We start from the raw sequence: 9,360 nt of genomic DNA, 5'->3' as shown, positions 1-9,360 counted from the left end.
CGCGACGTCCTCGAGGCGGTGCAGGTGTCGGTGAACCCGAAGGTGATCCAGACGCCCAAGGTGGCCGCGATGGCCAAGGACGGGATCCAGCTGATCGCGATCGCCCGGGTGACGGTCAGAGCGAACATCAACCGACTGGTCGGTGGGGCCGGCGAAGAGACGATCCTCGCCCGCGTCGGTGAGGGAATCGTGAGCACGATCGGATCGGCGGACTCCCACAAGGCGGTGCTGGAGAACCCGGACCAGATCTCGAAGACCGTGCTCGCCAAGGGACTCGACAGCGGAACCGCGTTCGAGATTCTGTCGATCGACATCGCCGACGTCGACGTAGGAAAGAACATCGGAGCGGAGCTGCAGATCGACCAGGCGGAGGCCGACAAGCAGATCGCCCAGGCCAAGGCCGAGGAGCGTCGAGCCCTCGCCGTGGCCCTCGAGCAGGAGAACCGTGCCAGGGTCGAGGAAATGCGCGCGGAGGTGATCAAGGCGGAGGCCGAAGTGCCCCTCGCGATGGCGGAGGCGTTCCGTTCCGGCCAGCTGGGCGTCATGGACTACATGCGGTTCCGGAACATCGAGTCGGACACCCGTATGCGCGATTCGATCGCCGGCACGGGTGACGACGCGGAGATCTGATCATGGAGCCGTTCTTCATCCTCCTGGCGGTCGTGGTCGTCTGGATCTTCCGCGGTGTGGCCGGGGCAAGCCGCCGCTATCCCGGGGGAGACGCCCGGGACGACGAGTCGCTCGGTCACGGTGGGTCGATCGACATCTCGGCGCGCACGCGGCAGCGATCGCTCGAAGCCCAGCAGAGGGCCATCGAGGCACTTCAGCGGTGGGAGGCGAAGCAGGGGCTCGGCACCGGACGTCCGCCGGAGCGCGAGGCGTCCGAGGTGGATTCCGTCCTCCGGGAGTCGTCCGCCGCATCGAGAACGCGTTCGGCGCGTCCTGCGCAGTTCAGTCGACGGACGACGGCGGAGAGGAAACGCCAGGAGGCCTATGCGGAGATCGCCCGCATGGTGGATCCCGCGCATTCGGGTGCGACCCGCCCGCGGCGGGGCTTCCAGGCCCCGCGGAGACCGGAGATCGTGGCCGAGATGCCTCCGGCCGCTTCCGAGGCGGTGTCGCTCGAGGATCCGGCGGAGCTGGAGGCGCTGACCCTGCGCCGTCAGAGGGTCTCGCTCCGGGAGGGAGCCGGAGGGCGACCCACGACCGGCCAGGCAAGGTCGGTCGCACCCGTCGACGGCAACGTCGCGGGTGGACCGCAGGTCACGCGAGCCGGAAGGCGGAAGCGCCGGGATTCGCGACGCCGTCCGGCCTCGGGGCTCGCCCGCCTGGAGAAGCTGCCGATGCCGGCGCGCGCGATCGTCTACGCGGAGATCTTCGGGTCGCCCCCCTCTCTCACCTGAGCTTGCCCGAGGCCTCCGGGCGATCACGGCATGGGCCGCTGGAGCGACACCGACTCTGGCGGCCCTCATCTCAACGTGAAATATTGTCTCACGCCGCGGTCAGCGAAGCATCGCTGACCGGGCCGGCCGCCGACAGCCCACGCGGTCGCAGCCTACGGTCTGCTCCCCCCACTCAGCGAGCTGACTTGAACAGCAAGGGCGTTGTCAGGATAGAAGATACGGCGGCTCGCGTCAGCGGCATCTGCGAGACCGGCAGCGCCATGCTCGAGGCGATGGACCTCGAGGACATTCTGTCCATTGTCGCGGATCGGACCGCACCACTGTTCGATGGATCGGGTGTGGCGGTCGCCTTCAGGGATGGGGAGACACACGAGTTGGTGGTCGCCGCTCTGAGCGGAGCGATGGCCGGGGTCGTCGGCGCGCGGTATCCGCTCGAGGGAACGATCAGCCGCAGGGCGCTGGCCGAGAACCGGGCGGTCATCGAGAACGACGTGCCGGACGAGCCGTTCTATGAGTCTCTCCTGCTCGAGGCGGGCGAGCCACGGACGGTTCTCGTCGCCCCGCTGAGGCAGCGGGCCGGGGCGATCGGCACCCTGTTGGTGAGTGGACGGGACCATCCCGGATTCCAGCCGGAAGACGCGGACCAGCTCTACGCCTTCGCGCGCATGGCCGGTCTCGCGATCCAGAATGCCCGGATGCTCGAGGCGGAGACGGAGCGGGCCGAGCGCTCGGACAACCTCCGGGAGGCGTCCGAGGATTTCGTGACGATTCTCGAGAACCTGCACGCTGCAGAGGTGGCGGTGGCGTCGGATCTCGAGTTGGATTCCGTCCTCCAGACGGTGGCGGACCGGGCACGTGATCTCACCGATGCCGAGTACGGCGCGATGGGCGTCCTCACGCCCGACGGCAGTGAGCTCGAACTGTTCATCACCAGCGGCATCGATCCCGCGTTGCGCGAGGAGCTGGGCGGGCCGCCCAAAGGTCTGGGACTGCTCGGTGCCGTCACGCATGCCAACGAGCCGATCCGGGTGGCCGATCTCACCGCGGATCCGAGATCGGCGGGCATGCCCGGCCGGCACCCGGGTATGCAGTCCTTCCTCGGAGTTCCCATCCGGATCGGCGACCGCGCGTTCGGCAATCTCTACCTGACGAACAAGAAGGACGGAGAGCCGTTCACGGAGCGCGACGAGACGATCGTCTCCATGCTGGCCGCTCAGGCCGCCGTGTCGATCGAGAACGCCCGGCAGTTCCGCACGCTACAGCGCCTCCTGGACGAGTTGAGGGAGACGCAGCGGCAGCGGGACCGGTTCTATGCGTTCGTGAACCACGACCTGCGGAACGCCTGCAGTGGGGTGCTCATGTGGTCGGAGCGGCTGCTCGCCGAGGCTCGCGGGCCGGACCGGGAGATTCCCGAGAAGATCCGCCGCGGCAGCGAGCATGCCATGCGGCTGGTGCAGGACGTCCTCGACCTCGAGAGCCTCTCCCAGGGACGGCTGGAGACGTGGCCGCGGATGATTGTGGTCAACGAGCTGCTGCAGGCGGCCATGGACGGCATCCATCCCGAGGCGGAGCAGAAGAACATGAAGCTCCGGCTCGAGAGGAACCGCAGCAACCTGCGCATGGTCGCCGACCCGGACCGCGTGCTGCAGGTCATCACGAACCTGCTCAGCAACGCGATCAAGTACTCGCCCGAGGGGACGGACATACGGCTCGCCACCGGTCTCAGCCGCGAAGGTCCGCCGAACGGTTCGGAGGCCGAACGCTGGCTCACGATTCAGGTCGCCGATCAGGGTCCCGGGGTACCGGCGGAGGACCAGGAGCGCATCTTCGGCGAGTACGAGAAGGGAGGGTCCGGTCGATCCGCCCGGACGGGCGTCGGAATCGGGCTCACGCTGTCCCGACGGTTGGCGGAGTACATGGGAGGGGCCCTCACCCTGGAGTCCCGTCCCGGGGAAGGCGCCACCTTCACGCTCTGGATGCCTCACGGGCGGGAGCCCGAGCAGCGGAGCGGCTGGATCGGCTGAGTCGATCGAGCCGGGGCGGAGAGAGCCGCCCTCGGGATGGGGATGCGAGAGAGGGGGGAGCATGGAAGCTCCCCCCTCTTTCCTGTGGTGACCTCCGAAGGCCGTCGTCCGAAGGCCGCTTTCGGCGCCCTCTACATGCGGAGCGCCACGTGATGGGGCTCGGGGAGGATCCCCTGCTCCCGGTACCGCTTCAGCTTGCGGTACAGCGTTCGCCGGCTGATCCCGAGCGCCTCGGCGGCGGAACTCTGATGCCACTGCGTCTGCTCGAGCATGTCGAGGATGTACTCCCTTTCCAGGCGCTCCAGGTCCCACTTCTCGTCCCGAGCCCGTGACAGGAGGTTGCGTTCCGGGTCCGGGCGCTGGCCTGGAGGCTCGAACGGGATCGCCCGGGCCCCGGCATGCATGATCACGGCACGCTCGATGAAGTTCTCCAGTTCGCGGACGTTCCCCGGCCAATCGTAGGACATGAGGCGGGTCATGGTCTTCGGCGGGATCTCGGGCGGCTCGAGCCCGTTCTCCTCGGCGAAACGCTGGCGGAAGTGCTGAGCGAGCAGCGGAATGTCATCCCGTCTCTCCCGGAGGGAGGGAACGCGGATCGGAAAGACGTTCAGGCGATAGAAAAGGTCTTCTCGGAACTCGCCTTTCTCGACGAGCTCGCCGAGGTCGCGATTCGTGGCGGCGATCAGCCGGAAGTCGACGGAGATCGGCTCTCGCCCGCCGACGCGGGTGACCTTCCGGTCCTGGAGCACGCGAAGCAGCTTGACCTGCACGCCTTCCGAAACGGTGCTGATCTCGTCCAGGAAGATGGTGCCGCCCTGCGCCTCCTCGAACAGTCCGCGTTTGCTCTGCACCGCCCCGGTGAAGGACCCCTTCATGTGCCCGAACAGCTCGGACTCGAGGAGCGTCTCGGGCAGGGCGGAGCAGTTGATGGCCACGAACGGCCGGCGGCTTCGACCGGAGAGCTCGTGCACGGCACGGGCGGCGAGCTCCTTTCCCGTTCCGGTGTCGCCGGTGATCAGCACGTTCGCGCGCGTGGGCGCGACCCGCTCGATCATGCCGTACAGCCTCTGCATGGCCTGCGACTTCCCGACCAGGTGGGCCCGGACTCCGGCGCTGGTCTTGCTCCGGAGCTGCGCGACCTCACGCTTCAGCTCCAGTTCCTCACGGGCGCGCGCCAGAATGTGCAACAGTTCCTCGGTCCGGAAGGGCTTCTTGATGAAGTCGACGGCCCCGAGCTTCATGGCCTCGACCGCGCTGTCGATCGAACCGAAGGCCGTCATGACGATGAACTGGGCGTCGGTCTGCAGGGCAGGGCCCGCTCCGAGGACGTTCAGTCCGTGCATCCCCGGCAGGTTGAGGTCGAGCAGCACGAGATCGTAGAGCTGCTGGTCGAGCTGGCGAAGGCCTTCCTCACCCGACCGTACGGCGTCGACCTTGTAGCCGTTTTCCGCCAAAACGGTGAGCAGGAGATCCCTTACGTTTTCTTCGTCCTCGACGACGAGCACGCGAGGGGCGACCTCTGACTTCGCATATTCCTCAGACATATCAGCTCCATCTCCGGATCGCCGGTCACCGGTCGACCGCAGAAGGGGTTGGCTCGAGAGGCAGGGACCGCACGACCGGAGTCAGGGGGAGGCTCCGGCCGGCGGACCCTTACGCGGGCGGCTCACACCCGCGCCTCGAAACTGTACGGCGTCCCACTCTCCCTTGCCGGAAGTGTGCCACGATTTCCCGAGCGCGCCGGTACCTGTCGGCTTGCTGGATTGCCCCGGTTCTCCGCGTACATTTGGGGGTTGGCGGGCCTGACGCCCGCCCGACTCCGGTGGGGACGGCTGCGCCAACAAGTCCCACCCGCCACGTCAAAGTGACAAAGTGTCGCTCATTGGGATCAAATGGCAAGTGACGCCGTGGGCTTTGTTTGGGCCCGGAGCCAGGCGGGCCGCGTCAGTCCTTGAACGGATTGGGAGCGCGCGGCCGCGACGCGGACCGGGCGGAGTCGAGCAGAGCCTGAAGCTCCTCGTTACTGAGCTCGAAGGGATCGTCCTGGTGTCCGGGCGCCCGCACGGCCCTCGCCGGCTCGCGGTTGCCGGGCTCCGGCTGAAACTCCCAGTCCCACCGGCTGCGGTCTCTCACCCTCCAGGCATTCCCCGACGCGTCGATGAACTTCCGGTAGCTCATGAGACCCTCTCATTCTGGTTCCAATCGCGGTGCCGATGAACGAGGAATACGATCGTACCCGCCGCCGTGATGGTCGCGAACCCGAGCCACTGCAGGGCATACATGAGATGCGGCCCGTCCGAGGGGGGAGGCCGCTCGACGAGCCTCGGCGTCACCGCAGACCCGGCATCGGGAGTGCTGTCCGGCAACACCCAGGCATCGAGCACCGGTTCCTCCACACTCTGGTGAATCGCATCGAAGTCGATGCTCGCGAGCACCAGATGGACATCGCCGTCGAACCGGCTCTGACGGGGCGGAATGGCGGCGGAGGGTTCTCCGGGGAGGACGATTCCGACGACGTCGGCGGGCGTCGCCGACTCTTCGTCCGCGGGTCGGGCGGACCGGAGATCGGCGCTGAGGCCGTCGGCTGCCGGGAGCCACCCGCGCAGGACCAGAATGCTCGAGCCGCCTGTGCGGCCGATCGGGGTGAGGAGGTGGACGCCCGGCGAGCCCAGCGCGGCTCGGCCCCGGATCACGATCTCCCTGTCGAACTGCCACGTGCCCGTCAGATGAACCCGTCGCCACAGGAGCGAATCCAGGGGCGGCAGGGGCCCCTCCGGCCCGATCTCGATCGGTGGCAGCTCGGCCAGAGCGGCGCGCTCCGCGTTCAACTCCCGGCGTTCGCCGAGGCGCTCCAGCTGCCACGCGGCGAGCCGCAGGAATGCGCCGACGGCGAGGAGTGCGACGAGGGCGAACAGCCAGGCCCTGATGTCCCAACGCTTCATGAGATCAATGTCGGTGCTCGAGGGCAGGCTGGACAGTGCGGCCGGGTGTACCCCGAGGATCGCGGCCGGAGGTGCAGGGTCGGACTTCGAGGCCGGACCTGCGGCCCCCGCGGGCGGGGTCTATATTCGGGGTCCACGCCGGGGTGGCGAAATCGGCAGACGCGAGGGACTTAAAATCCCTTGGGACGCTAGTCCCGTCTGGGTTCAAATCCCAGCCCCGGCATCGCTGGATCCTGTTCTACGCGCGCTTGACCGCAATCGGGTAATGTTACGGCGCCCCCTCCGCAGACCCGAGGAGACGTTCTCAACTCGGACAGCCCGGCTCGCCACGGGAGACAGACCGTGTACCGAATTCACATCGTGGGTTGTTCGCCGCGAAGCGGAACCACCCTCATGGCGGAGATGATGGCCGCCTGCTTCGAGATCGACCAACATTCAGAGCACGAGAGCAGGCTGTACGAGCTGCCAACCGGCTATCCACGCACTTACCTCACCAAGTGGCCGGGCGACGTGGTGATTGCCGACCTGTTCCTGCCGTGGATGCCGAGACTGAATGTAGTCGTGATGGTCAGGGATCCAAGGGACATCGTGGTGAGCCGCCACCGGGCACGTCCCGATCGGTACTGGGCGGGCCTGAGGTACTGGAAGAACTGGCTGCCCTACGTACGAAAGCTCGAGGGTCATCGTCGTGTCACGCTCGTCCGGTATGAAGACCTCGTCCGAGATCCCAATCATGTTCAGGAGCGACTGGGAGAACGTCTGCCGTTTCTGACGCAACGCGCACCGTTTGGAGATTTTCATAGAGTGTCGAGGGCATCGGTCGCCTCACAGGATGCGCTCGGCGGCTTGAGGCCCGTGTCGAGGGCGAGCATCGGAAACTGGAGGAAGCACAGGCCGCGGGTGGCCGGCCAGCTGGAACTCCATGGCCCGATCACCGAGAGTCTCATCGAATTCGGCTACGAGAAGGACTCTTCCTGGCGGCGGGAACTCGATGGGGTGAAGCCGGATCTGTCGGCCAGCAACTGGCCCGAGTACTTCCCACCGGGCGCGGTGGAGATTCAGCGCAGAGAAGCCCTGCGCAGCGCCCCGAAGGTGATCTTCAAGCATTCCCGGGCATATCGAACCGCGCGACGTGGGTATAGGGGGCTGAAGCGACGCGTCCCGTTCGGGTTCAGAGGACAACACTGACTCGCGCGCCGGTGGAGAGTGGGCCCGTGTTTCGGGTGTGACGCTCACGGATCGGTCGGGGAGTCTTCCGAATCTCCACAGCACGACGTCAGTCCGGCCGGTGCAGCTCTCACGTAGCCTTAGAATAGGACCGACGTGCGAGGGTACCCCAGTGTGTCCGGCCGATGGAAACGGCGGTTCTCGGAAGGGCTCATGCGAGGGAAGGCTACCATGATCCAGTGTACGAAACGAGACGACGCGCAGCCGATCTGTCCGCACTGCTCGACCCCGCTGCGCGAGGTGCTCTACCAGCAGCTTTCAGGTGCGATCGGCAAGCGGTTTCTCTACTTCTGCGGTGCGTGCCGCAAGGTCCTCGGCGTGACCCAGCGGAAGGGATTCTGGATGGGCTGAGCACGGGCGCGGACCCGGCAGCCGACGCCGGTCCGCCGGAGAGCCCCCCGGCTCAGTCTGCGTCGATGTCGATCAGGTCGACGACCACGGGGCAGTGGTCCGAAGCGACCCGATAGTCGTGCGGCATGTCCTCAGGGTTCAGCACCGCGCAGTTCACGTCTTCGCAGTACCCGCGGACTCGAGCCACGAGGTCGCGGGGCGCCTCCCGCGTGGCGGTGGCCACCGCGATGTGATCCAGGGTCCCGCCGCGCCCCTGGTAGTACTCGGTGCAGCTCGGCTCGCTCTCCAGCCTGCGAAGACCGAGCGCTCCGAGTTGCCGATCCAGGTTGGCGATCTCTTGCTGCGCCGTGACCGTGGTGATCTCTCCGTCGGCCTCCCGACCCATGGTATTCAGGTCTCCCAGCACGATGACATCCGCGTCGTCGGCCCGCAGCTCAGGGAGTACCACAGCCAGAGAATCCAGGAAACGCAGGCGATTCTGGTAGTCCCGGTCACGGACTCCCGAGTCGGTGTGCATCACGACGACCTCGAAGTCGAGCCCGCCGCGTCGACTCTTCACCCGGGCCGCGAGACCGGGGCGGAGGTCTTCGGTCATCTGCAGCCGCCACAGGGTCCGGACGGAAGAAAGCTCGACGGCGAGGGTGTCGTAGACGTAGCCTACGTACAGGCCCCCGTTTCCACCGCTCTCGGCCAGTGCGTACGAATAGACACGGCCGTGCTCGCCGTCGGACCCCTCTATCCGTGCGTTGAGCCCGGCGAGCAAGGTGGCCAGAGCGGCCTCGTCGCGGATTTCCTGGACCGCGATGAGATCGGCGTCCAGTTCGACCAGGATCTCCGCCACCCGATCGAAGTCCGTCTCGGGCTCCGGGAAATAGCGGATGTTCCAGGTCGCGATCCGAAGCTGAGCGTCCATCGCCGTGGGGACGACGTCCGCTTCCTTGCGAGTGCAGGCCGCCAGGGCGATCAGAAGCAGCGAGGCGGCGAGCGTGGCCCCGCGGTTGCGCCAATGTTTCACGAATCCATCCTGGTCAAATCTCGACAGGGTGAACGGGGACCGTGGCTTGCGCTCATCATAATCGCTCTCGAGCGCTGGCGCCTCGGATGACCGACCCTATATTGTGCGCCGATCGAACCGTGGTTGGGCGCTCCCCCCGCGTCGACCGCGCAAACGAGACGCCGTTCCTCGCCAGCCATCCTCGTCCGCCTCCTGCGGGCGCCGGTTGCGCGCGTCCAACAGCCCTCATGGGGGGAGCATGCAAGCCCAGCTCGATCACCGCGAACTCTACCGTTTGCCCTGGAGTCTTCCGGACAATTCCATCTCGTGGCTCGAGCCGTCGGCAGCCTGCAACCTGGCCTGCTTCGGTTGCTACCGGGAAAACGAGCCGAAGAGCCACAAGTCCCTGGAGCAGGTGG

At 66.9% G+C, this 9,360-nt stretch carries 9 protein-coding genes and 1 tRNA gene; 6 read left to right on the top strand and 4 right to left on the bottom strand.

Annotated features, from left to right (window positions below; genetic code table 11):
* From AC36XV_RS09915 to AC36XV_RS09905, 3 genes are all read left to right on the top strand, one after another.
* On the top strand, nt 1–630 hold a 630-nt coding region (locus AC36XV_RS09915), incomplete at its 5' end, for a flotillin-like FloA family protein (protein ID WP_492203528.1).
* Between the two features lie 2 nt (nt 631–632).
* Complete coding sequence (locus AC36XV_RS09910) at nt 633–1,403, top strand: hypothetical protein (protein WP_492203527.1); 771 nt, start codon at nt 633–635, stop codon at nt 1,401–1,403.
* Between the two features lie 185 nt (nt 1,404–1,588).
* On the top strand, nt 1,589–3,427 hold the full coding sequence (locus AC36XV_RS09905) for a sensor histidine kinase (RefSeq protein ID WP_492203526.1): 1,839 nt from the start codon (nt 1,589–1,591) through the stop codon (nt 3,425–3,427).
* Between the two features lie 131 nt (nt 3,428–3,558).
* On the opposite strand, the gene AC36XV_RS09900 is transcribed toward AC36XV_RS09905, so the two are convergent.
* The 3 genes from AC36XV_RS09900 to AC36XV_RS09890 form a co-directional block, all read right to left on the bottom strand.
* Complete coding sequence (locus AC36XV_RS09900) at nt 3,559–4,971, bottom strand: sigma-54-dependent transcriptional regulator (protein WP_492203525.1); 1,413 nt, start codon at nt 4,969–4,971, stop codon at nt 3,559–3,561.
* 400 nt (nt 4,972–5,371) lie between these two features.
* A complete protein-coding gene (locus tag AC36XV_RS09895; RefSeq protein WP_492203524.1) occupies nt 5,372–5,605 on the bottom strand; it encodes a hypothetical protein in 234 nt (77 codons plus the stop codon).
* Nucleotides 5,602–6,369 (bottom strand): SURF1 family protein, encoded by a 768-nt coding sequence (locus tag AC36XV_RS09890; RefSeq protein WP_492203523.1) that lies wholly within the window; start codon nt 6,367–6,369, stop codon nt 5,602–5,604. The genes AC36XV_RS09895 and AC36XV_RS09890 overlap by 4 nt, the downstream gene beginning before the upstream one ends.
* Nucleotides 6,370–6,506: 137 nt before the next feature.
* Here AC36XV_RS09890 and AC36XV_RS09885 point away from each other — a divergent pair.
* The 3 genes from AC36XV_RS09885 to AC36XV_RS09875 all read left to right on the top strand — a co-directional run bounded on the left by AC36XV_RS09885 (nt 6,507) and on the right by AC36XV_RS09875 (nt 7,947).
* Nucleotides 6,507–6,592: transfer RNA gene (locus AC36XV_RS09885), tRNA-Leu, on the top strand.
* 119 nt (nt 6,593–6,711) lie between these two features.
* Complete coding sequence (locus AC36XV_RS09880) at nt 6,712–7,557, top strand: sulfotransferase (RefSeq protein WP_492203522.1); 846 nt, start codon at nt 6,712–6,714, stop codon at nt 7,555–7,557.
* 210 nt (nt 7,558–7,767) lie between these two features.
* Nucleotides 7,768–7,947 carry a hypothetical protein gene (locus AC36XV_RS09875; protein ID WP_492203521.1) on the top strand — a complete coding sequence of 60 codons (180 nt, stop codon included), beginning with the start codon at nt 7,768–7,770 and terminating at the stop codon, nt 7,945–7,947.
* 52 nt (nt 7,948–7,999) lie between these two features.
* Here the strand turns inward: AC36XV_RS09875 and AC36XV_RS09870 are convergent, their stop codons facing one another.
* Nucleotides 8,000–8,962 (bottom strand): endonuclease/exonuclease/phosphatase family protein, encoded by a 963-nt coding sequence (locus AC36XV_RS09870; protein ID WP_492203520.1) that lies wholly within the window; start codon nt 8,960–8,962, stop codon nt 8,000–8,002.
* Nucleotides 8,963–9,360: the final 398 nt, after the last annotated feature.

The sequence above is a fragment of the Candidatus Benthicola sp. genome, from assembly GCF_058719085.1.
This window is presented reverse-complemented; position numbering and strand designations above follow the sequence as displayed.

Excerpts from the sequence above, each read along its gene's own strand:
- AC36XV_RS09875 (WP_492203521.1), top strand. The coding sequence starts at position 7,768 with ATGATCCAGTGTACGAAACGAGACGACGCGCAGCCGATCTGTCCGCAC.
- AC36XV_RS09890 (WP_492203523.1), bottom strand. The coding sequence starts at position 6,369 with ATGAAGCGTTGGGACATCAGGGCCTGGCTGTTCGCCCTCGTCGCACTC.
- AC36XV_RS09895 (WP_492203524.1), bottom strand. The coding sequence starts at position 5,605 with ATGAGCTACCGGAAGTTCATCGACGCGTCGGGGAATGCCTGGAGGGTG.
- AC36XV_RS09900 (WP_492203525.1), bottom strand. The coding sequence starts at position 4,971 with ATGTCTGAGGAATATGCGAAGTCAGAGGTCGCCCCTCGCGTGCTCGTC.
- AC36XV_RS09910 (WP_492203527.1), top strand. The coding sequence starts at position 633 with ATGGAGCCGTTCTTCATCCTCCTGGCGGTCGTGGTCGTCTGGATCTTC.